The organism is Siphonobacter sp. BAB-5385 (assembly GCF_002261125.1).
Taxonomy (GTDB): domain Bacteria; phylum Bacteroidota; class Bacteroidia; order Cytophagales; family Spirosomataceae; genus Siphonobacter.
The window spans coordinates 1-22,654 of record NZ_NMPS01000188.1 but is presented as its reverse complement, the minus strand read 5'-3'; the positions used below and the strand labels follow the sequence as shown (position 1 = coordinate 22,654).

At 47.9% G+C, this 22,654-nt stretch carries 20 protein-coding genes; 8 read left to right on the top strand and 12 right to left on the bottom strand.

Features of this window, described 5'->3' with window-relative positions; genetic code table 11:
* Nucleotides 1–48: 48 nt before the first annotated feature.
* The gene (locus BWI93_RS18490) at nucleotides 49–1,149 is read right to left on the bottom strand and encodes a chorismate mutase (RefSeq protein WP_094813983.1); all 1,101 of its coding nucleotides are present in this window, start codon (nucleotides 1,147–1,149) and stop codon (nucleotides 49–51) included.
* A 326-nt stretch (nucleotides 1,150–1,475) separates the two neighbouring features.
* Here BWI93_RS18490 and BWI93_RS18485 point away from each other — a divergent pair, with 326 nt between their 5' ends.
* Together BWI93_RS18485 and BWI93_RS18480 are read left to right on the top strand one after the other, a co-directional pair.
* Complete coding sequence (locus tag BWI93_RS18485) at nucleotides 1,476–2,741, top strand: proline dehydrogenase family protein (RefSeq protein WP_255157948.1); 1,266 nt, start codon at nucleotides 1,476–1,478, stop codon at nucleotides 2,739–2,741.
* Nucleotides 2,742–2,883: 142 nt separating this feature from the next.
* Nucleotides 2,884–3,522, top strand: coding sequence for a lipoprotein signal peptidase (locus BWI93_RS18480; RefSeq protein WP_176454271.1), 639 nt, complete (start codon nucleotides 2,884–2,886; stop codon nucleotides 3,520–3,522).
* Between the two features lie 257 nt (nucleotides 3,523–3,779).
* Here the strand turns inward: BWI93_RS18480 and BWI93_RS18475 are convergent, their stop codons facing one another.
* The 9 genes from BWI93_RS18475 to BWI93_RS18430 all read right to left on the bottom strand — a co-directional run bounded on the left by BWI93_RS18475 (nucleotide 3,780) and on the right by BWI93_RS18430 (nucleotide 13,076).
* Nucleotides 3,780–4,403 (bottom strand): OmpH family outer membrane protein, encoded by a 624-nt coding sequence (locus tag BWI93_RS18475; RefSeq protein WP_094813981.1) that lies wholly within the window; start codon nucleotides 4,401–4,403, stop codon nucleotides 3,780–3,782.
* 5 nt (nucleotides 4,404–4,408) lie between these two features.
* Nucleotides 4,409–4,984: an OmpH family outer membrane protein gene (locus BWI93_RS18470; RefSeq protein ID WP_094813979.1), complete on the bottom strand. Its 576-nt coding sequence runs from the start codon at nucleotides 4,982–4,984 to the stop codon at nucleotides 4,409–4,411.
* 62 nt (nucleotides 4,985–5,046) lie between these two features.
* Nucleotides 5,047–7,662 carry an outer membrane protein assembly factor BamA gene (bamA, locus tag BWI93_RS18465; RefSeq protein WP_094813977.1) on the bottom strand — a complete coding sequence of 872 codons (2,616 nt, stop codon included), beginning with the start codon at nucleotides 7,660–7,662 and terminating at the stop codon, nucleotides 5,047–5,049.
* A gap of 99 nt (nucleotides 7,663–7,761) precedes the next feature.
* Nucleotides 7,762–8,502: an isoprenyl transferase gene (locus BWI93_RS18460; RefSeq protein ID WP_094813975.1), complete on the bottom strand. Its 741-nt coding sequence runs from the start codon at nucleotides 8,500–8,502 to the stop codon at nucleotides 7,762–7,764.
* A 100-nt stretch (nucleotides 8,503–8,602) separates the two neighbouring features.
* Complete coding sequence (locus BWI93_RS18455; RefSeq protein WP_094813973.1) at nucleotides 8,603–9,274, bottom strand: DUF6089 family protein; 672 nt, start codon at nucleotides 9,272–9,274, stop codon at nucleotides 8,603–8,605.
* A 66-nt stretch (nucleotides 9,275–9,340) separates the two neighbouring features.
* Nucleotides 9,341–10,336, bottom strand: coding sequence for a hypothetical protein (locus BWI93_RS18450; protein ID WP_176454270.1), 996 nt, complete (start codon nucleotides 10,334–10,336; stop codon nucleotides 9,341–9,343).
* Between the two features lie 109 nt (nucleotides 10,337–10,445).
* The gene (locus tag BWI93_RS18445) at nucleotides 10,446–11,321 is read right to left on the bottom strand and encodes an NAD kinase (protein WP_094813971.1); all 876 of its coding nucleotides are present in this window, start codon (nucleotides 11,319–11,321) and stop codon (nucleotides 10,446–10,448) included.
* Between the two features lie 62 nt (nucleotides 11,322–11,383).
* The gene (locus BWI93_RS18440; protein ID WP_094813969.1) at nucleotides 11,384–12,196 is read right to left on the bottom strand and encodes a hypothetical protein; all 813 of its coding nucleotides are present in this window, start codon (nucleotides 12,194–12,196) and stop codon (nucleotides 11,384–11,386) included.
* A gap of 268 nt (nucleotides 12,197–12,464) precedes the next feature.
* Nucleotides 12,465–13,076 (bottom strand): thioredoxin family protein, encoded by a 612-nt coding sequence (locus tag BWI93_RS18430; protein ID WP_094813965.1) that lies wholly within the window; start codon nucleotides 13,074–13,076, stop codon nucleotides 12,465–12,467.
* A gap of 113 nt (nucleotides 13,077–13,189) precedes the next feature.
* Between BWI93_RS18430 and BWI93_RS18425 the strand changes: the two genes are divergently transcribed.
* The 3 genes from BWI93_RS18425 to BWI93_RS18415 are packed head-to-tail and all read left to right on the top strand — an operon-like array spanning nucleotide 13,190 to nucleotide 15,091.
* On the top strand, nucleotides 13,190–13,564 hold the full coding sequence (locus BWI93_RS18425; protein WP_369679183.1) for a GNAT family N-acetyltransferase: 375 nt from the start codon (nucleotides 13,190–13,192) through the stop codon (nucleotides 13,562–13,564).
* Between the two features lie 60 nt (nucleotides 13,565–13,624).
* Complete coding sequence (locus BWI93_RS18420) at nucleotides 13,625–14,494, top strand: ChaN family lipoprotein (protein WP_094813963.1); 870 nt, start codon at nucleotides 13,625–13,627, stop codon at nucleotides 14,492–14,494.
* Between the two features lie 21 nt (nucleotides 14,495–14,515).
* The gene (locus tag BWI93_RS18415; protein ID WP_094813961.1) at nucleotides 14,516–15,091 is read left to right on the top strand and encodes a hypothetical protein; all 576 of its coding nucleotides are present in this window, start codon (nucleotides 14,516–14,518) and stop codon (nucleotides 15,089–15,091) included.
* 78 nt (nucleotides 15,092–15,169) lie between these two features.
* Here BWI93_RS18415 and BWI93_RS18410 read toward each other — a convergent pair whose 3' ends face one another.
* Nucleotides 15,170–15,814 carry a response regulator transcription factor gene (locus tag BWI93_RS18410; protein ID WP_094813959.1) on the bottom strand — a complete coding sequence of 215 codons (645 nt, stop codon included), beginning with the start codon at nucleotides 15,812–15,814 and terminating at the stop codon, nucleotides 15,170–15,172.
* A 70-nt stretch (nucleotides 15,815–15,884) separates the two neighbouring features.
* The gene (locus BWI93_RS18405) at nucleotides 15,885–18,917 is read right to left on the bottom strand and encodes a two-component regulator propeller domain-containing protein (protein WP_094813957.1); all 3,033 of its coding nucleotides are present in this window, start codon (nucleotides 18,915–18,917) and stop codon (nucleotides 15,885–15,887) included.
* Between the two features lie 333 nt (nucleotides 18,918–19,250).
* Between BWI93_RS18405 and BWI93_RS29690 the strand changes: the two genes are divergently transcribed.
* The 3 genes from BWI93_RS29690 (at nucleotide 19,251) to BWI93_RS18395 (ending at nucleotide 22,468) form a co-directional block, all read left to right on the top strand.
* Nucleotides 19,251–20,252, top strand: coding sequence for a TolB family protein (locus BWI93_RS29690; RefSeq protein ID WP_369679182.1), 1,002 nt, complete (start codon nucleotides 19,251–19,253; stop codon nucleotides 20,250–20,252).
* Between the two features lie 35 nt (nucleotides 20,253–20,287).
* Nucleotides 20,288–21,439, top strand: a complete 1,152-nt coding sequence (locus tag BWI93_RS29685) for a prolyl oligopeptidase family serine peptidase (RefSeq protein WP_369679181.1) — start codon at nucleotides 20,288–20,290, stop codon at nucleotides 21,437–21,439.
* Nucleotides 21,440–21,661: 222 nt separating this feature from the next.
* Complete coding sequence (locus BWI93_RS18395; RefSeq protein WP_176454269.1) at nucleotides 21,662–22,468, top strand: phosphodiester glycosidase family protein; 807 nt, start codon at nucleotides 21,662–21,664, stop codon at nucleotides 22,466–22,468.
* Nucleotides 22,469–22,654: the final 186 nt, after the last annotated feature.

Below are 22,654 nucleotides of genomic sequence, written 5' to 3'. Positions count from 1 at the left end.
AAAGAGGTCGCTGTACAGCGACCTCTTTTTTCTATAAGTATTCTCAGCTTATGCCTGAGAAACCGAGTTAATTACTTCCGTCTGCTTACGGATCGAAGCTTCGTGGATGAGGCGGTAGAGATCTTCTACTAAATCCGTATACAGACCCAGTTTTTTACCCATTTCAGCCCGTGAAGCGTGCACTTGCTTCCAGCGATCGATTTGGAAAATCGTTACACCGTTGTCACGTTTGTACTCACCCATTTTCTCAACAATGGCCATACGCGTAGCCAGTACTTCCAGCAATTCGCGGTCAATGTTGTCTACTTTCGCACGGAGTTCATCCATGTGGCTGTGGTACTCTGAATCGCTAACATCTGACTGACGTACCTGAAGGCTACGGAGCATTTCGCCCAGAGCGGCCGGCGTCAGTTGTTGCGAAGCATCCGACCACGCTTCCGCCGGGTTACGGTGTGACTCAATGATCAGACCGTCGTAGTTTAGATCCAGGAAACGCTGGGTCAGCTCAGCCAGGTATTGACGTTTACCGGCCATGTGGCTCGGATCACCAATGATGGGTAAGTTCGGCAACTGGCGTTTGAGTTCCAGGGCTACCTGCCACATGGGTGAGTTACGGTATTTCGTCTCCTGCATGTTCGAGAAACCACGGTGGATAGCCGCCAGCTTCTTCAGACCTGAGTTCTGAAGACGTTCCAGAGCTCCGATCCAGAGAGCCAGATCAGGGTTTACCGGGTTTTTCACCAATACCGGAATGTCCACGCCTTTCAGAGCGTCGGCAATGTCCTGTACGTTAAAGGGGTTCACCGTCGTACGGGCCCCAATCCATAGAATATCTACGTTATATTTCAGAGCCAGTTCAATGTGCTCGGGACTCGCCACTTCAATAGCCAGGGGCAGACCCGTTTCTTTCTTTGCGGCCGCCAGCCAGGGCAAAGCAGCCTCTCCCATACCTTCAAAGGAACCCGGACGGGTACGTGGTTTCCAAACCCCAGCCCGAATAACGTGGGCATAGCCCTCTTTGGCGATTTGGGTTACCGTTTCCCAAACCTGTTCTTCTGTTTCTGCACTACAGGGACCCGCAATCATCAAGGGCTTTCCGTTGGTGTTGATCCAATCCTGCAAAGGCACAATGTCCAGCGTCGCACTCATCTTGTAAATCGTTAATTAGTAAGCGTTTATTTGTTCAAAAAGCCGGGGAGCAGTTTATTATGATGAAGAGTAACGTTTAGGCAAAATCTTCTGGTACTTCGATTGTAGTAACAAACTTAAAATCAGAATGTTAACATTTCAAAGATAACCATATTTATTAAAAAAATCAGCACTGACTTGTAAAATTGAAGAGCGTTTCCCCTTACCTTTGTAGCCGCTTTTCGACAAAAATATTTCTTGCCGATTGGCTTACTTAGATTGCTGGAGTACTCAACCTGAACCTGCCCGCTATATTCACAACTTTTACACTAACACGGTTCACTTCCATGCCCAAAATGGACATTTTGAAAGCTCCGATTCATCAACAGACTCGCGAAACCAAACTTTCTTTTGATGACACCTCGGTAGCTTTTGCTAATCAATCCGACTGGCAACTCAAGAAAACCTATTTCATTTTTGCGGCCATGAATCGAAACTGGCTCGTAAAGATAGGTACCTTTTTTATCAAATTGTTTTTAATGCTCAAATTTCCCATTAAAGGAGCTATTAAAAACACAATTTTTGAGCATTTCTGCGGGGGCGAAACGATTGAAGGCTGTACGCACACCATCCAGCAGTTGGATAAGGCCCACATTGGAACAATTCTTGATTACTCCGTGGAAGGAGAGGATTCTGAGCAATCATTCGACGAAACGGTAAAGGAAATTCTGCGGACGATTGAAAAGGCCGCCCAGATGCCAGCTATTCCCTTCTCTGTATTTAAAGTCACGGGTATTGCCAGTACCGAACTGTTGGAAAAAGCTCAGTCGACGCAAGGGCTGAACGAAACCGAGACGGCGGCATTTGCCCGGGTACGCGAACGGATGGATCTTCTTTGCAAGGCGGCTTATGAGCATCACGTTCGGATTTTTGTCGATGCCGAGGAAACCTGGATTCAGGATACGATCGATCGACTGACCTACGAGATGATGGAGCGGTACAACCGGAAGGAATGCATCGTCTGGAACACGTATCAGATGTACCGCGTGGAAAGCTATGCTAATTTGGTTCAGGCCACGGAAACGGCTGTAGCCAAAGGATATGAGCTGGGCGTGAAACTGGTACGCGGAGCCTACATGGAAAAAGAACGCCAGCGGGCCCACGAAATGGAATACGCTGATCCGATTCATGCCACGAAAGAAGCAACCGATCAGGCCTATAACCAGGCCGTTCTATATTTCCTGGAAAATAGAAATGTAATCTCCATCTGCCTGGGCACGCATAATGAATACTCTTGCCTACTCATGGCTGAGAAAATGAAAGAGGCCGGTATTCCCGTGAATGATGCTCACATCTGGTTCGCCCAATTGCTGGGAATGAGTGACAACATTAGTTTTAACTTAGCTCATAGCGGTTACAATGTAGCCAAATATGTGCCTTACGGGCCCGTTGAGGCCGTGATGCCTTATTTGTTCCGCCGGGCTGAAGAAAATACCTCGGTAGCTGGACAAGCCAGCCGGGAATTTACCCTGCTTAAGAAGGAAGCCCGCCGCCGAAAGCGGGCTGTTCGACAGCAGTTATGTAAATCAAAAAAAACGGCTCAACAAGCCTGAAATTAGCCCTCATTCAACTCGAATGGGGGCTTTTCGTATAAAAGCTGCCCGTTTCGTACAAACACTTCTGAATTTTGTACGTTAGATAGGAACGACTTACCCGATTAACTCATTTCTTTGTGGGTTGCTAATGATTACCTGAATGAAGAATCCTCTGAAGTTTTTTTTGCTAACATTCTTTGTTATTGTTCTGGATCAGACTGTTAAATACCTCGTATACAAGAATATGTATCTGGGGGAAGACATTCCCCTGATCGGAAAGTGGCTGAGTATCCATTACGTTTTGAATCCGGGTATGGCCTTCGGTATGCAGCTGGACCATCCCTATGGCAAGCTGATTCTCACGCTATTCCGTCTGGTTGCCATGGCTGTAATTGCCTGGTACCTGACCCGACTGGCCCGTCGAAATGCTCCGGATGGTCTGTTATGGTGCATTGCTGCCATTTTGGGTGGAGCCATCGGTAATGTGATCGATTCAACCTTTTATGGCGTACTGCTAGGGAACGCTCCTTATGATGCTCCTTCGCCCTGGTTCCACGGACAGGTGATCGACATGGTTCTTTTAAATCCCTGGGAGGGTTATCTACCCGAATGGATTCCCGTATGGGGCGGTACCTATTATACGAGTCCGGTTTTTAACATTGCCGATGCTTCCATTTTTCTGGGAGTTGTCTGCATCCTGATTTTCCAATCTAAGTTCTTTGAAGAAGAGAGGACACCGGATGAGAACCAACCTGCGGTAAAAAATGATGTACTGCGGGATTCGTCCTCGGAAGTATAAAAGTGTAGATTTAACCACAAAAGCCTCTGGTACAAACACCGGAGGCTTTTGTGTGAGACAGCCTTTAAAGTCGAAGAGGAGGCAAGGTGATGAACTGGATACGGATGGGAAGTACAAAAAAGTCTACGTAAGCTGTTTAGAGATAATAAGGCCTATACGCCATAGCTTACAGGAACTCAGTTTCTTTGCTACTGATTGCATAAAAAAAGACCAGACTCGAAAAAGTCTGGTCTTTTTTTATGCAATCAGTAAGCAAATTAGGGCTTCTTCACGGGCGTTTTAGGGGCACCTTGTCCGGCAGGTTGTGCAGCAGCAGGCTGAGCAGCGGCTGCCTTTTTCAGAGCCTCGGGATCAACACCCATTTTCTTGAATACTAAATCCGTTACTTCCGTAGCAGGATCGGCGTACAGTACGATTGGGTTCAATTGCGTACTAACCGAGCTGCTCAGGATGAACGTGTAATTGTTCTCTTTAGCAACGGCTTTGATAGCGTTGTCAATATCCGTCAGCAGGGGCTGGAGCAGTTGTTGTTGCTTTTGACCTAATTCAGTCTGAGCATTCTGTTGCAGCGTTTGCAGACGTTCCTGAATACCTTGCAGCTCTTTCTGTTTGTCGGCTTTGATTACATCCGACATCGTAGGTTCTGCTTTCTGGTAAGAGGTGTATTTATCCTGCAGATCTTTTTGCAGACTCTGCATTTGGTTTTGGTATTGCGTACTCCGAGTTTGCAGTTCAGCTTCTACAGCCTTTGATTTGGGGTGACCCGCTAACAGAACATCAATATCGGTATAGCCAATTTTGAGGGCTGACTGGGCATTCGCGTTTAATCCTACGAAGGCTAGGGCAGCGGCGGTCAGAACGGCAAAAATTTGTTTTTTCATTGGTTTTACTGCTTGGTCTTTGTGTTTTGCGTTGGTGTGTTTGTTTGATTGGGGTTCGCTTTCGGATCTATGCCCAATTCTTCGAGTACGTAATCCGAGTAATCATCCCGGGGGTCCGTATAGATCATGGCCAGGCCTTCGGAGGATTTGTCCAGAATCATGCGAAGTTGTTTTTGCCGGGCTACTTTTTCAACGGCCCGGCTGAGCTCATCCATGATGGGTTTGAGTACGTCTTTTCGTCTTTGATGGTACTGTCCATTATAACCAAAAACCTTGTTATTTAATTCTTTGATTTCGTTTTCTTTTCGTTCGATTTCTCCCCGACGCTGCTGCTTCATAGGCTCGGTAAGCAAGGGCTCTTCCGATTTGTACAGACGTTCGAGCTTATCAATTTCCGCGTGTTTGTCAGCAATTTCCTTGGTTCGTACCTGCGTCCAGCGGTCCATTTCGCTGTTCACTTTCTGAAACTCGGGCATTTTGCTAACAATGTACTCGGAGTCAATATATCCAAATCGCTGGGCCCAGGCAGGACTCGCCTGCAATACGAACGCCAAAAATAGGAAAAATAAGCTGCTTCTCACGAGTTAATGGATTTAACAATACTATAATTCAGCAGTGGCGGACTAAATAAGCTTAAAGACAACTAGCGAATTTGCTGACCAATGGTAAAGTGGAATTGACCTTTACCCGCTTCCTGCGTACCGTTCGGACCGACGTTCCGGTCGAAACCATAACCGTAATCAATACCAATCATCCCAAACGCAGGCATGAAAATACGTGCACCGATACCCGCCGAACGTTTAATGTCAAAGGGATTAAAGTACTTATAACTATCCCAGTTATTACCCCCTTCGAGGAAGCCCAGTACGAATACCGTAGCGGAAGGGTTCAATGAAATCGGATAACGAAGTTCCATCACGTATTTATTGTATACGACGCCACCATTTCCTTCGTAACGGCGGGTAGGGTCATAGCGTACGTTTCGATCATCATACCCACGCAGACCAATGATGTCCTGAGCAATGGCAAACTGACCTTGTCCGGAAAGACCCGAGCCGCCCAATACGAAACGCTCCATTGGAATGATTCCCAGTTTGGAGTTATAGCTACCCAGGAAGCCCATGTGAGCCCGCGTATGGAAAACCAGTTTACCGGTAATGGGAACGAACCACGACAAATCAAACATCCATTTGTGGTACTCCAGGAATCGGTATTTCTCCTGTGCTTCTGTCGGATTCCAGCTGTCGGGTCTGAACAGGGAGTAGGGAGGCGTCAGCGTGGCAGAAAGCGACAGCGACGAACCCCTCCGGGTATACTGCGGGTTATCCAGATCGTAACGGGTCAGCGTTGTAATCAAGGAAATGTTGTTGGCATTCCCCGAGCTAAAGTTCTGAATCAGGATTGGGTAATTGTTGAACTCGTAACGCATGTACGAGAGAGCCATGTTCAGGCCAAAACGGTTATCAGGACGACGCAGACGTTTACCTAAACTGATCGAGGCACCGGTCGTATTGAAATAACCACGTTCCTGTCCCAGTGGTCCACCACCACCGTAACCGCCGCCATAACCACCGCCGTAACCGCCGTAATAGTTTCCGTACATGTTACCGCTATAATCGAAAATACGGTAGATCTGACGGTTGATATTGAAGGAAAAAGCATTGGGTTTTTTACCACCCAGCCAGGGCTCTGTAAATGACAGCGAATAGTTCTGGAACTGTCTACCATTGGCCTGAAAACGAACGGCCAGCTTCTGACCATCCCCCGCCGGCAGCGGACGCCAGGCTTTCAGGTTCGTGATGTTACGGGCCGAGAAGTTGTTAAACACAACCCCTAATGTACCGACAAAGCCAATGTAACCACCCCAACCCCCGGAAAGCTCAATCTGATCCGAAGCCTTTTCTTCAACGGTATACTCAATATCTACGGTGTAGTCGTTCCGGGGAATCGGGTTAATACCGATTTTTTCCGCATCAAAATAACCCAGACGGGCCAATTCCTGCTGCGTACTCACAACGGCCGTTTTCGAGAACTTCTGGCCGGGTAGCGTCAGGATTTCCCGCAGTACGACGTGATCAGAAGTCTTGGTATTTCCGTTCAGGATGATTTTGTTGATGGTAAACTGTTTGCCTTCGAAAATATTGAAGTTGATGTCAATTGAGTCACCTTCAATCGCCGTCTCTTCGGGATCGGCCCGAAAATACAGATAACCGGCGTCCATGTACAGCGAAGAAACGTCATAACCGGGGCTTCCCTGTAAGCGTTTCTGCAGTTCTTCCGGATTATATACGTCACCTTTCTTGAGACCCAGCAATTCCGTCAGTAAAGAATCGGAGTGCAGGTAGTTACCCTGCCAGGAAATATTACGGAAATAGTATCGCTTACCTTCTTCCAGTTTCACATATACGTCAACCGTTTTGTGATCATGGGAGTACACAGAATCGACTACGATACGGGCGTCGCGATACCCTTTTTTGTTATAAAAGTCGATGACCTTACCCTTGTCCTCTTCAAATTTCTTCGGAATGTACTTGGACGGCGTGAATACCCGGCCAAAACGCATTTGCTTGGTACCCTTCATCTTATTCCGAACAGTAGCCTCGGACAATTGCTCCCGACCATCCAGCTCCAGTTCGTGAATCTTGATTTTAGGCCCTTTGGCAATGGCTACGTTCAGGGCCGCATTATTGCCCCGGGCGGTGTCTGATACCTGACGGACTTTCACATCCACATTCAGAAAGCCTTTTTCAACATAATGTTTTTTAATCGTAGCCTGGGTGTTTTTGATCAGGGCTTCATTGATAATTTTTCCCTTAATCAGTTTCACCTTGTCATTGAGAGCATCTCTTTCGCCTTTACGAACTCCCGTAAAGGTGATTTTATACAAGCGGGAACGTTCCCGCATGAAAATGTCCAGCCAGATGTTTTCACCTTCAATTTTGGTCGCCGTTACTTCTACGTCTTCCAAAATACCCTGATCCATCAATTTTTTAATGGCTCCCGAGATCGCAATACCAGGAATCTGGATTTTATCGCCAACGCCCAATCCGGAGATAGAAATCAGCGAAGCTGCGTCGTAGAATTTGGTTCCACTAGTCGTGATTCCTTTGATGATGTATTCTTTCGGCTGCGTATAATCAATTTCCTGGCTAGCAGCGGGTTGCTGAGGCGATGCCGGCTGGCCGCCTAAACCCACGCGGGCCTGGCTAAAGGAAAGAAATGGCAGGAAAATCAGGAGGAGAGGGAAAACCTTTCTCATTGGGTTAATGACAATATTTCTGAAGCGGAAGTGACTGTCTTTCAAAGTAATATGCTTTTCCAGTCAGTAGTTCCGGGAAACAGAAATTTTAGGGAATAGTTAGGCTTTTAATTGTTCGCTGGTCTTTCCAAAACGACGTTCACGGTTCTGATAATCTTTGAGAGCCTTGTCCAGATGCTCCCGGCGGAAATCGGGCCAGAAGGTATCCGTAAAATGAAGTTCGGCATAGGCTAACTGCCACAGTAAAAAGTTACTGATGCGGTGATCACCGCCGGTACGGATCATTAAATCTACGTCAGGCATACCACTGGTAGCCAAGGCTTTACTCAGGTGTTCCTCGGTTAACTCCCCAGATGCAAATTCTCCACGTTGGGTTGCATCAACGAGTTTTCGTAAGCCCTGCATGATGTCCCACTTGCCACTATAACTCAACGCAAGCACAAGCGAAAGACCCGTATTGTGCTGGGTACGATCCATGGCCAGCTTTAAATCTCGTTGGCAACGTGCAGGCAGACTTTCGGTATCACCAATGGTTAACAAGCGAATATTATTTTTCAGCAGTTTGGGGGTTTGGTCAGCTATGGCCTGTACGAGCAGTTCCATTAAAGCATCTACTTCTTCCTGGGGACGGTCCCAGTTTTCCGTGGAAAATGTATAGAGCGTCAGGTACTCAATGCCTAGCTCAGCACAGCCTTCCACGACTTCCTCTACAGCTTTAATGGCGTGACGGTGGCCGAAAATCCGGCTTAACATACCTTTTTGTTTGGCCCAACGTCCGTTTCCGTCCATAATAACGGCGATGTGGCGGGGGAGATTGCCTGTATGAATAGTTTCCTTCATCCTCTAATACGAAAAACCGATAAGGTTCGAAACCTTACCGGTTCTGAACGATCGTGCAAAAGTAAGTATTTCGTGGCAGTTTTCGTTCGGTTTACCAGGATTAGGGACAGATCACCCGAAGGATTGTATAACTCACGGAAATAGACGTATAGTAATACATGTCTTTTCGCGTCGGATCGGACTGTAATTCTTTGGGAACTGTTGGTCCGGATACGTTATAATTGTCTAGATAATCCGACCAGGTCTTACGGGTTCCAAACTCAAAACCCAAGCTCCAGGGGCCTTTGATCTGCCACTTAATACCGGCTCCGAAGGGGATAGCTAAGCCCGACTTTTTATATGATTCCGTAGCTGGCTGATCGGGCTGGAAATTATAGAAAGCCAGACCGCCAAAAACGTAGGGGGACCAGTTACGGGGCCGCTTACGCGTATAGTCGAAGTTCAAGAAATTATACTGAATATCCGCTCCGGCTTCCATGATCCGTGTGCCGAAGATAATACCTCTGGACCGCTGAAAAGGGTCGGAGCTTTCGAAGTCACTGGCAAAAATTCGTCCAGCAGTGAAAGAAACGCGACCGGAAAGAGCTTTAGAGGCATTATAACGAAAGAAGAGATTTCCTCCGGGACGGGCAAACTTGAGATGTAGGTTGGGAGAGATGTCTCCTTTGTAATGCATCATACCCAAGCCAGCTCCGAATTCAATTTTCTGAGCCTGAGCCCAACCGAATACTGACATCCACAGGAAGAAGAAAAGAATAGATCGCTGGAGCATATGTGAAAAGGGTTCGTGTGGTAAAGCACGAACCCATCGATTAATATATCGCTATATACAACACTGCTAACGTAAGGGAGGACATTTAATTTTGGGCGTCAGGATATAATTAATGTGAATGGCAGTCAGGAAATAATAATCCTTATTACCACCGCCGCGTTGTTGTCCTGGGTAATGACCATCAATGTAATTAACCGGGGTATTTGGATCTATTCCCTGAGCACTTAATATCCGTTGAATACCTGCCGTACGATCACCGCCTTTACGGCTTGCCGTTGGTTCTAGGCTACGATTACTCATGGCCAAAGCTACTTCGTCTCCAGCAAAAATAGAAGGATCCGTAGGATAAAATCCCCCTACGTCGTCCAAGTAATCAGTGAAAGAGAATCGAAAGCCAGCTTCGGCGGAAATATCCCAATTTCGCTTATATCTAAAACGAAAGCCTAAACCAATGGGAATAGCTCCAGACACAAGGGAATAGGGTTTACTATAACCCGGACGACCTTGACCTTCCGTTCCTAGGGGTTGGAGTTTTACCCATTCATTCCCTAGCGATTCAGGCGTACGGGCTTTTGGATTATGAGCAATGATCGCAAGCCCACCAAATATATATGGAACAATCGAGGGCCGATCAAAAGCATTCCGCCCTTCAGGAATGATATTGTAAATAGCGGTAACTGAAAGTTCTTTTAGATCATTTCTGAAGTGAGCATTACGAAGAAAGTTATTATCGAACTGAGGTCGGCCATTGAACTTATAATCATCACCGGATATACGGGCTAACGTCAACGCGGCTCTACCACTAAAGCGGGGCGTAAAATGACGCGTATAGTTGCCCGTTATGTTCCAACGCATCATACCAAAGACGGTATTGATAGGATCTTTAAGCGGAGCAAGCTCACCGAAATAAGTAGAAGTGCCAATGCCAAAAGCTACACTGGAATAGGGTTCAAATTGAGGTTTACGGGCTCTAGCGTAATTCTTACTAAGTCTGAGTTGAGCGTGAGAGTAACCTAGGCCCAACAAATAGAGTGTACTGATCAATAAAAGTCTTTTTCTCATATGAAGGTCATATATGAATCATCAAAGGTATTCGTCTAACGACAGGTAGCAAAAATTGGTATGTTGTGGGATCGAATACTTTCGGTAATGATAGGGTGAGTTGGAAGGATTAATTACGGATATCTAAGCCCCAGTTTAGTTTACTACGCAGTGTTTCCAGGAAGGTGTCTCCTTTCACTTTGACTAGATGAGCACTAAAACGCTCTCTTCTGACGCAATAACGTACGGAATCATCCACTACTTTGGATCGAGAGTCTAAGGAAATTAAGCAACTTTTACTACGGCTTTCTACCGTAACCTCAATCCGACTGCCATCGTTGACTACGATGGGTCGAACATTCAAGTTGTGCGGGCTAATCGGAGCAATGATGAAATTGTTCGTACGCGGTAACACTACGGGTCCACCTACGCTGAGGCAATAACCCGTCGAGCCCGTAGGCGTGGAAATAACCAGCCCGTCGGCCCAGTACGAATTAAGAAATTCTCCATCGAGCCAAGTATGCACCACAATCATCGATGAGCGGTCTGTTTTCGTAACGACAAAATCGTTCAGGCCGAAATTAGTACCTTCAAATACGTCCCGATCATTTTCAACGTGCAAGAGTACGCGTTCGTCGATCGAAAATTTCCCGTTTTCCAGCCAATCCAGCGTCTGGGTAATTTCGTCGGGATTGATAGTCGCTAAGAAACCCAGCCGGCCCGTATTGACGCCAACGATGGGTAAGGTACGTTCACCGACGTGGGTGACCGTTTCAAGCAACGTACCGTCGCCACCAATACTAAAGACAAAATCCGCGTCAAATAGATCTTGACGATTTTGATAGGTTGCCGTAAATGGATGATTGATGGCCGCATCCTGAATGTTCTGGCGATAGTCTTCGTGAATCTGAACCTCCGCTCCCCGGCGGGCCAGTTCACCCAATAAAGCCTGAATGGCAGGTCTGGTCTGTTCCGTCAGCGGACGGCCATTAAGAGCAATTTTCATGAAACAGATGCTTTAAGCCGTACGCTAGGGAAGGCATTCGGTACTATAACCCCAGAGCAGGACTAAAGTTTTGGGCGATGGTATTGTTCAATTTCCCGGTAGGCTCCATCAAATTCATAGCCATCCCGTACTTGTTGAACCAGTCGTTGTAGGCCCGCTTGGCCAACCAGTCCTAACCATCGCGATACTTCTTTTCCAGAAGTAACGTACGATTGGGCCGTTCGGTTAGCATCAGCCTGGCCCCGGTGTGTACCAAAAAAACCATTCAAGGTCACAATATCTTGAAGATGCGGAGCCGTTTTTCCGTGATTGGTGAGAATGTCCCATTCCTGAACATAGCCGTTATAACGACGGCTTAAATCAGGATCAGAATAGCGATAGTCAACCATGAGAGCAACGCCTTCGTCGAACCACTGGGGCAGGGAAGATTTGGCTTTCATCCAGCCTAAACGAGCAAATAATTCGTCGTGGCACATTTCGTGAGCAATCACATCCACGTTTAAGCCGTCCGGATTGAGTACAATCCAGGAACCCGTGGGTGTACCGAGGCTACAGCCCGCCCCTTCGTAGAGCAAACAGAATTTCTGATATTCTTCCCGATTGGAGCAGAAAATAATGGTGGCCTCACCCCGCTGCTCTCCCCAGAATCCACTGACCCGTTTACGAGCCTGACCAATAAAATGAAGCAACGAATCACGACGCTGCGTATTGATCTGATCGCTGGCGTATACGGCAGGGGCAATTTTAGAAAAACCACGGAAGCGTACGGTTTGACAAGCCCAAATGGGTGGAAACCAGAGGTAATAGGCCGCAAGTAGAAAAATACCGAATAGTAAAATATTGACAATCAGTCGCTTACCGCTCCAACGTATCATAGTTTAACCTCGCCCTTCAATGGTCAGCCGGGCTAGCGTTTTCGTCAAAATTATAACGATACACCCGGATTCCCACCATGAAAAAATGTTTTTAATACGAAAGCCGACCGTAGCTTTTACTACAAGCGACTGAAAAAGAAGCCCGTACCCTTCAGGACTTTTCCTGGCTGACTGCTCTCGGGTATGTACGGAAATTTGGGTAGTACCGACTGAAAGAAACAAAAAATCAATCACTGACAACGATTTTCAATGATTGATTTTGAGTAAGTTACGAGAGCCGTTTCAAGATCTCAAACAGTTCGGCCTGCGTCGAGAGCGTTTTATCTTTGGCGTACCAGGTATGCAGTTGCGTACTGAGTTCATCGAAGGGCACATTAGCTTCCTTGAGCGACCAGTATAAATCCTGGGCAGGAGTGGGCCGGGGACCCCATTCAGCTACTTCTTCGAGTGTGTCGGCTTCGAGAATAACCAGTTTTGGAATGGCCCGGCCACCTTTGGTCAAGTGAGCGTCAATCAAATCCAGGTTGGTATCCCGTAGCACGTACCGGGTCTGGATTTTGCCCTGCGAAGCTTCGGCAATCCGTTCGAGTACGGGAACGATCTGGGCTGCATCGCCGCACCAGCCCTCCGTAATGATGAGCCAGTAGTAAACCTTAGGATTAGTCCCAATGGCCGCCAGAATTTCGGGCATCAGAACGGTGGTCTTGTCCAGCCGCTGCATCCGTTGTACATTGAGCTGTGTAAACCTGGTTAGCATTTCCGACTGTTTGGGTCCCGTAGTTTTACCTTCAGTCAGTAATTCATCGATCAGTTGCCGGTAAGCGGAATAAGTATAGGCAGATGCAAGACGCTGGGAAGAAATAAGGGGAGAAGTTTCCATAAAAAAGTAAAGAAATTTTTACCGCAACGGTTACCCGATTGGGTTAGTTCAACCGCCTGTGAAACGAAATAAACATCCAATTACGCCATGATTGAGTACAACACAGAAAAAAAATTTCCGCTGAAACGTTTATCGACCTGCTGACCCGCTCAACATTGGGCGAACGCCGACCCGTTGCCGATACTGAACGAATGCAACGCATGCTGGATGGGGCCAATATTCTAGTCACCGCCTGGGATGGAGGCCAATTGGTGGGCGTATCACGGGCCCTGAGTGACTTCAGTTTCTGTACGTACCTGGCCGATCTGGCTGTGGATGAAGCGTACCAGCACCAGGGGATTGGCCGTCGATTGGTAGAACTGACACACGAAGTAGCTGGGCCCATGACCACCCTGATTTTGCTGGCCGCCCCGAAAGCCGTTACCTATTATCCCAAGATTGGAATGAAACCCAGCGAAGTTTGTTTTACGCTGGATCGGCAGAAGTAAAATTTTCACCGGAAGCAAATGCTCCCTACCTTTTCATTTTAAGCACTGTTGCTTTCTCTCATGCGAAGCCTGTTTCTGATTCTTGTCGGTATACTAGCGGGAGCTTTTACTGATAAACCAGCGTATCTTATTTACAATCAGCACTTAAAGCCTTCGAGCTACGAGGCCCTGCTTCAGCAGGCGGCTAATGCGGATGTCATCCTGTTTGGTGAACTGCATAACAATCCCATCAGTCACTGGCTACAACTCGAACTGACTAAAGACTTGTATGAACGCAAAAAGCAGCAACTCGTTCTGGGAGCTGAAATGTTTGAAGCCGACAATCAGCTGGTACTGACCGAGTACGGACAGAAAAAGATAACCATGCAGCAACTCGAAGCCGAAGCCAAGGTTTGGCCTAATTTCCGGACGGACTATAAACCGCTGGTGGATTTTGCCCAGAGCGAATCCATTCCCTTCGTAGCTACTAACATTCCCCGGCGTTATGCCAGTATTGTGGCCAAAAAGGGACTGGAGGAGTTAAACCGTCTCGGTCCTGAAGCTCAGCAGGCCATTGCTCCCTTGCCTGTCACCGTTGATTTAACCCTGCCGGGTTACGCCGATATGCTGAAAATGGGCGGTATGCATAGCTCAGCCGGTTCCGCAGCTGCCGAAAATATGGCCAAGGCTCAGGCGATCAAGGATGCGACGATGGCTCACTTCATTCTGAAAAACTGGAAGAAGGGGCAAACTTTTCTGCATTTCAACGGCAGTTACCACAGTCAGAATTTCGAAGGCATTTACTGGTATCTTAAAAAAGCGAATCCGGATTTACGCATCGTAACGATCGCTACGGTAGAAGAAGCCAACCTGGCCGCACCCACGCAAGCCAAGCCCGAACTGGCACATTTTATTTTAGTAGTACCTGAGACCATGACGAAAACCCATTGAAAAGTAAAGACGACGAAAGCCATGCAGGATATAGAACCTTTTTACGGCTGGGAGAAATATTACATCGCCGCCGAAGATCCGCAGTCTCCCTTTTTTGAACGGGAGTACAATTATCAGCAGTACGAAAATACCGTATATGATTATTACATACATCCTAACTGGGATGACATCGGTTCCGAAACTTTATACTGCAAAATCCTGTACGCAGATTATGATCTGAATTTTACGATCATTGAATTGCTGGGCGAATGGAACGATACGCTCCACAATGACATCATGCATTTTAAACGTAATGTGATTGACCAGCAGATATCGCAGGGAATCAGCAAGTTCATTTTGATTGGTGAAAATGTGTTCAATTTTCACGGGAGTACCGACGATGACTATTACGCCGAATGGTTTGAAGAAATAGGGGACGGCTGGATTACTGCTCTGAACTTCCGGGATTTTGTGGAAGATGAATTCACAAAATACCACTTAGACTATTACATCAATTACGGCGGCACGCTGGAGGAAATTCCCAACTGGCGTACTCTGAAACCCCGACTTTTCTTTGAAGGCGTTCAGCGGCTGATCATGCGTAGGCTAGGTTCCTGAGGGCTTAAACGATTACTAACAAAAACCTTCCCGATTTTTCGGGAGTTTTGTTAGTAATCTATCCTTGGAAGGAAATTTCTAGATCAGTCGTTCTTTGGTTGCCTTTTCGATGGCTTCGGCTTTAGAGTGTACTTCCAGCTTCCAGTAAATATTCTTGATGTGCGTACGAATGGTTTCTTTATCCACAAAGAGTTCGTCAGCAATCGTAGAGTAGCTTTTGCCTTTGGCTAACAGCTCAAGCACTTCGGTTTCCCGCGAAGTAAGGGGCGAATTCCGGTTTTTCTGAAAGGATTGCACCACCATACGGGCAACATTGGTGCTCATCGGAGCCCCGCCGTTCTGAATCTCCTGAATGGCTTCCAGCAAGCGATTGGGGGGCATGTTTTTCGTCAGATAGCCACCTGCACCGGCACACAAAGCTTTGAATACCAGGTCGTCGTTTTCGTAAACAGTAATGACAATGATATTGGTCTGGGGCCGTGCTTTCTTAATTCGGCTAATGCCTTCAATACCGTTCATGCCCGGTAATTCAATGTCCATCAAAACAACATCGGGAGCATCCTGATTCAGGTGAGGGAGGGCTTCTTCACAGGAAGCATAGGTATTGACAATGTGAAAACCTGAAGTGCCGTCAATGAGTAGGGCAAAACCTTCACGTATGACCGAATCGTCTTCGACAATACAGACATTTATTATTTCAGGAGCAGACAAAACTAGATTCATGGCTTTTAAAAGTACAATAAAGACACATTTTGGTTGATAGGCGTTGCATGAGTAAGAAAAAAACAGGGATTTATGTAGACTCAGTATACTTTTTCTGAGGTAAACGAATACGGACGCTGACAACGGTACCCTGAGACGGAACACTTTCAATTGTCACCAGGCCCTCAAACTTACGAGCCCGGCTTTCCATATTAAGCAGTCCGTTACCCTTGCGTCGTTTACTGGCGTCAAATCCCTGTCCGTTGTCGATCCAGCGAATGGTGGCCTCTTCGCCCTGTCGTTCAAAAGCCAGGAACGTTTGCGTAGCCTGAGCGTGTTTGAGGGTGTTGCTGATGGCTTCCTTGAACAGAAAGATCAGGTGGCGACTCATCCCCATCGGTAAGACGTAATTACGTAAAGACTCTTCTAAACCGCTGATGTCAAATCGGATGCCGGTTTTATCAAGTACGTCATCACCGAAATCCTTGAGTCGAATGGCGATTTCGTAAAGATTATCATGATCAGGATTAATGGCCCAGATGAAATCTTTTGTTCCCTGATACATCCGGTTGGCATTATCGCTAATCTTGGTAAGCAGCGGCAGCACCTCCGACGAAGGCTCCGGTAGCCGGGCTTTAATGATTTCGGTAAGCATCGAAATACGGGTAATGGTATTCCCGAATTCATCGTGTAAATCCTGGGCAGCAAGCTTGCGGACGCGTTCGTTCTCGGTCAGTTTAACTTTTTCCAGCTCCAGTAAGTGGGCCACCTGCTTCCGAACCCGGTAACCATAGATGAGCCGTGCCGTGCCACCTACCACAAGCAGGCAAATGGCGTAGAACCACCATCGTTGCCAGAAGGGCGGCACCACGACAATCGGAATCTGTAACATTTGGGAATCGTTCCAGAGGCCGTCGGCGTTGGAAGCTTTTACCTTAAGTGTATATTTCCCTGGACTCAGGTTGGAAAAACTGATGTAGCGACGAGTACCGCTGAAATTCCAGTTGGTATGAAATCCTTCCAGCAGATAGGCATACTGATTTTTCTGCGGACTGCTGTAGTCGAGTGTATTGTACACGAAGGAAAAAAAGTTCTCCTTGGCCTGAATCGTCAGCTGATGGTCATGAGCAAGCAGGCTGTCGAAGGCAAAGAGCTTTTCAAATTTGCGAAACGACGTCAGTACGACCGGAGGCGTAAAGCGACTTTCGGTAAGTTCCTGCGGATTAAAGCTGACGAGTAACCCAATACCCCCGAAGAAAAACGTTCCGTCAGCACTGCGGTGAAAAGCCCCGTTGTTGAATTCATTCGCCATCAAGCCATCCCGGCTGGTGTAGTTTCGGAACGTTTGCGTGCGGGGATCGAAGCGGGAAAGACCCCGGTTGGTACTCATCCAGAAGCGACCTTCTTCATCTTCCAGCATCCCATACACCACGTGATTGGCCAGGCCTTCCTGCTCCGTAAAGTGTTCAAAGTGGGGGTGACCATCCCTGAAAAATAGCCGGCTAAGGCCTTTGCTACTGGCAATCCAGAGTTGTCCCTTGCGATCGCGGTGCAAATCGTAAATTTCGTTGCTCAGCAGACTTTCCGGGTCGTCGGTCTGGTTATAATAGGAGGTAATGCGGCCGTTGGTATCGATCCGGTTGAGTCCTCCCGACGTTCCTACCCAAAGCGTACCGTCGGGCATTTCCTGAATGGCCTCAATGGTTGAACCAGGCCCTTTGGAACTAAAATCAAACCGCGTGAGCTGGCCAGTCGTACTACGCTTGTACAGGGCTTTTCCCGTACCAATCCATAACTGATGGTGCTGGTCCTCGTAGAGTTTACTAACCATCGGAAACTCCCGGTGAGCCGGATCGCTGACAAATTGACGTCCATTCCAGTAGTAGAGGCCTTTACTACTGCCTACCCAAAGCGTACCCTTGTAATCTTCCAGAATGGTGTGAATCCGCTCACCCAGCAGTTTCTCACTAAACTGCTGACTTTCCAGGGTATTCCGATTGATACAGAATAAGCCCCGATACGTACCGGCCCAGAGGTTATTATGACGGTCGGTGTATAGCGAAAAGAATAATTGCGAAGAACCCGGTGGTGTAATCAGGTCTTCCCAGTGCTGAAAACTATTTTTGGCATGGCTAAAAACCTGGATGCCTGCATCGCGTGTACCCAGCCAGATGACGTCTTCTTTGGGGTCGGGTCCCTGGTATAGCGAGGAAATTACGTTGCTTTGCAGCCCTTTTTTAGCATTTCCCGTCCAGTGAGAAAGAAGCGGCAGGGTGGAGTTGTGCAGGTCATACCGATAAATACCTTCATTCCGTACGGATACCCACAAAACGGATTCATGACTCGCCAGCAGAGCCAGTATGGGTTGCTTTGTAGGTCGAAACAGTAGGGCGGGACCGGGCTTTTGGGTGGTAAGCTGATGCAATCCTGCTTCAGAACCAATCCAGAGGCGATGCTGCGAATCCTGAACGATACTGTACACTGGCGTATGCGGCAACGACCAGGGAATGACCCGCCGGATGCCCTTCTCGATGGGACTGATGCGGTATAAACCCTGATTGGTTCCGGCCCAGAGAAAACCCTGAGCATCCTGAAAGAGCGTATAAATGACGCGGTCTTTGAGCAGGTAATCCGAAGAACGTACTAACTTCTGAAAGTCGAGCTTAGGGCTGGCCGTGCTGGCCATCCGAAACAGGCCATCGGGCGTGCCAATCCAGAGCGAGCCATCGCGGTCTTCGAGGAGCGTCTGAACGGTAAGTTTATAAGAAGTACCATATCGAGTAATGATACCATTTACCCGGTCAAAGCGATTGAGACCCTGACGCGTACCTACCCAGAGCTGTCCCCGCCGATCTTCGCAAAGCGACAGAATGAATTCATTCGACAGACTATTGACTTGAAACGGCTGATGCTGGTAGGTAACAAACTGATGCCCGTCGAAACGATTAAGACCATTTTGGGTACCCAGCCAGATGTAGCCCCGCTGATCTTTCAGTATACAGTTGACACCACTTTGAGAAAGCCCTTCTTCCAGCGAATACTGGTCCAGAAAAACCGAATTGGATTGACCAAATCCGAAGCAGGCCCAAAAGCAGGCAAGACACAGAAAAAAGACTTTAATCATGGCTGAAGGGCACGTTTCGTGCAAAAACAAAGGTAAAACACGCAAATTTTGCAAGAAACCCCCCAATATGTGGGATTTTATGGGAGGGATAGGTTTTTTAATTTTGGGCCGTAGAATTTTTACAAAGTTTTGGTTAAGGGAAAAAAACAGTTCTGTCTTGCGGAGCTGTTTTTTAGTTTTAAGGCTTTGGTACAATCAACCCACAAGTAGCCAGAATTCCGCCTTTCGAAGTACGCACTTTGCCACTCATCTACACCTGCAAAGGCCCTTTACATTCTGGGGTATTCTTCACTAATTTTGGCAAATTCGTCTGTTCACTTTATTCCCGTTTGTATGAGAATACTATTGGTACTGCTCTGTATGCCCTTTTTCCTGTGGGCACAAAATGAAAAAATTACCGTTACTGACCTGACCCGTATTAAATCGGCTTCGTCGGTAAGTCTTTCGCCCGATGGCAAACGGGCAGTATACGCCGTGCAAACTACCGAACCGGATGCTGAAAAGAAATGGGAATACATCTACCGGACGCACCTCTGGCTGACGGATTTCCAAAACCCGTCCCGCCAGCTGACGCAGGGTGAAGAAAGCGTGAGCCGGGCTCTCTGGAAGGATGCTAAAACCTTGCTATTTACGCGTCCGGTCAAAGGAAAATCGCAATTATTTCAACTTTCCCTGGAAGGAGGGGAACCCCGCCAGCTAACCGACTGGAAATACGGTATTGGAAACCCGATTTTGTCTCACGATGGATCAAAAATCGTTTTTTCGGTAGGATTAAGTTTGACGGAATTACTGAAAGATAGTCTGTTCAACCCATCTAAAGCGATACCCGAATGGTCGTTTGAAAAGCCGGGCTTCAAAGACAATGCCTTTTTGAAAAGTGATTCGAAAGTAAAACCCAATCCGGATGGCTCACTGGCTGAAATTCGGGCTTTCCTCAATCAGGATGTAGTGGATAAAAAAGCGAAAGTCATCAACCGACTCAATTTTCAGGGAGAAGCTACGACTCAGCCCGAACTCAATTTTAGTCACATTTGCGTGCTGGAATTGAAGGAAGGGGCCACACCGAAAGTCCTGACCACGGGCTTTAAGTCGTTTCAGGCTTCTGCCTGGAGTCCCGACGGTAAATTCCTGTACGTAACCACGGGTCAGCAAGCCAACGCTCATCCCGACCGCGAACAAACCAGCAAGGTCATTCGGATGACGCCGGAGAACGGCCAGATGCAGGACGTTTTTCAGGCCGAAAACCAGCGGGCCTTTGCTCCGCTGCCTTCCTGGGATGGACAGCGAATTGCCCTGCTGACGAGTCCTTCCGAGGCGTCAATTTCCCCAAGCTGACGATACTTACTACGGGTGGCTCTGCAAAGCCGGTAATGGTTGATTTGGATCGCTCGGTGTCGAACCTGTCCTGGTCGAAAGATTCCAAATGTCTGTATTTCAGTGCCCAGTCCAATGGGGGCCAACCGCTGTACCGCTGGAACGTAGCGACGCAAAAGGTCGAACAACTTTCGGATTACGATTCGGGTATGCTGGATTTTGACGTATCAGCGGATAAACTCGTATTCGTAAAAACGCAGGTTTCTGCTCCAAATGAGGTCTACTGGATTTCGCTGGCGAAAGCCGCTAAAAAAGGAAAGGCTTCGGATCTGACGCTGGCCGAGTTGAAAACGGCCATTCAGGGGGCTAAACCTTTTACCTCTCTCAATGACTGGGTAGCGAAGAAAACCCTGAGTATGCCCGAAAAGCGGACATTCCAGAACGAAAAAGGCCAGACGGTGGAGTACTGGATTATGAAACCCGCGAACGTACAGGCCGGTAAGAAATATCCGCTGTTACTGAATATGCACGGCGGACCGACTGCGATGTGGGGACCGGGCGAGGCCAGTATGTGGCATGAATTTCAGTATTTCTGCTCGCAGGGCTATGGCGTAGTGTATGCCAACCCGCGTGGTTCGGGTGGGTATGGACTGGACTTTCAGCGGGGTAACATCAAGGACTGGGGTACCGGGCCGGCTTCGGACGTACTGCGGGCGGCGACTGAAGCGGCAAAAGAAAGCTGGGCTGACACGGCTCGTCAGGTGATTACGGGCGGTAGTTATGCGGGTTATCTGACGGCCTGGATCGTTGGGCATGATCACCGCTTCAAAGCGGCCTTCTCGCAACGGGGGGTGTATGATTTGACCACTTTTCTGGGGGAAGGCAATGCCTGGCGACTGGTACCTAACTATTTTCAGTATCCCTGGCTGGACAAAACCGACCGCGTGCTGGAAGCCAACTCGCCCTATACGTTCGTCGATCAGATCCGGACGCCATTGTTAATCAAACACGGTGAAAACGATTTACGTACGGGAGTCATTCAATCGGAAATGATGTACAAATCCATGAAAATTATGGGCAAAGAAGTCGAGTACGTACGCATGCCCGGTGGTACGCACGAGCTAAGCCGGAGCGGGAACGTTCGGCAGCGGATTGATCGGATGCTACGGATTTATGAATTTTTCGAACGTTACGTCGGAACGAAGTAAGAAGCTAAATCCCTGACCCTAAGTAGTCGGGGATTTTTGTTTGAAAAACACTAAACCAGGCTTTACCCCGGAGCGTTCTAGCGGAGGTACGCTTTTTACGCGGTTATCGTAGAAGTCTTGTGAAAATAAATAGCTATGAAATATCTGTGTATCCTATTAATAAGTTGTGCAGGCTTTACTTCTGCTCAAAGCCGAACGAGTACTGACGACTCGTTGGCGTTGATGAAAGCCACCTGGAATTTTCTGGACGTGGCCCCTGGAGTGACCTGGAAACACGTACATCTGAAAGACAAAGAGCTTTTTCAGTCCAATCAGAACATCAATGTATTGGACACCAAACTGAAAAATCGACGGGTCGTCTTCGGCCTGGTTTCCGCCGATACGCCTGGAGATTCGATGCGTAAGCTGGTGCAGACCAGTACGCTGACCAAAAAAGCGGGAGCTGTCGCGGCCGTGAACGGTACGTTTTTCAACGTGAAACAAGCGGGGTCAGAAGATCTGATCAAAATTGATGGAAAGGTGCTGGATACAACCACGTATTCCGCCGATAAACCCTTGATCGAACATAAACAGGCCGCTCTGACCATTCGCAAACGGAAGGTAAGTATTGAGCGGGCTCCCGACGAGCGGGCCTATGGCTGGGATCAAAAACTGAATGCCCCAAATGTCATGGTAACCGGTCCTTTACTGTTGTGGGAAGGGCGGCCGGTACCGCTGAAAAAAAATGCCTTCAATGATAACCGTCACCCCCGTACGGCGGCCTGCATTACCCGTGAAAAACATCTTTTGCTGGTCACCGTGGATGGGCGAAATGCCCAGGCGGCGGGGATGTCTTTACCCGAACTGACGTACTTACTAAAACAGTTTCGCTGCGAACGTGCGGTCAATCTGGATGGGGGTGGTTCTACGACGATGGTTATTACGGGTCAGCCTCACGAAGGCGTAGTGAATATGCCTTCGGACAATAAAGTCTTTGATCATCTGGGGGAGCGGGCGGTAAGTAATGCGATTTTTATTCGGAAGAAGTAAAGGGCGTTTTTTTGTTTGTATAGCCAAATCGAACTCGTCTCGCAGGCACGGTTGGGTAGTAACGTACTCTCATTTCGTGGCGTTTTGCTCTTCTAGCGTTTCGTTATTCACCTAGACGGAGTTGGGTGCTTCAGATAGGGCTGTTCGATAGCTCGGAAGCCTTCCAGGCTGGACCTCTCCACGACT